We start from the raw sequence: 286 nt of genomic DNA on the forward strand, positions 1-286 counted from the left end.
AGCGTGATTGCTGCGAACAGCAAAATGGACGCGAATATTCTGATGGCGGCGCAGAAGGTGCTGGCGCTGTCTGGGGCACTGCTTGCGCCGGGTGGTGAGATTTCGTTGACCAAGGTGATCGAGATTCCGGATCCGAAGCATCCGGAGAAGAAGGTGCCGGTGATCGTGGGCTCAGACGGCAAGGGGAAGAATGCGGACGGCACGCCGATGGACCAGTCTATCCAGCAGATGATTACCGTCCAGGCGGCTCAGCATTGGGGGATTGGCGAGGTCGGTACCGGGGTGG

Annotated in this window: 1 protein-coding gene; it reads left to right on the forward strand. The window is 60.1% G+C overall.

Annotated features, from left to right (window positions below; translation table 11 throughout):
• Positions 1 to 24 precede the first annotated feature (24 nt).
• Positions 25 to 286, forward strand: a 262-nt coding sequence (locus tag ACNQQL_RS36205; protein ID WP_347069759.1) for a hypothetical protein, incomplete at its 3' end; no start/stop codon positions are given.

The organism is Burkholderia sp. LFS061 (assembly GCF_047978125.1).
Classification (GTDB): domain Bacteria; phylum Pseudomonadota; class Gammaproteobacteria; order Burkholderiales; family Burkholderiaceae; genus Burkholderia; species Burkholderia pyrrocinia_C.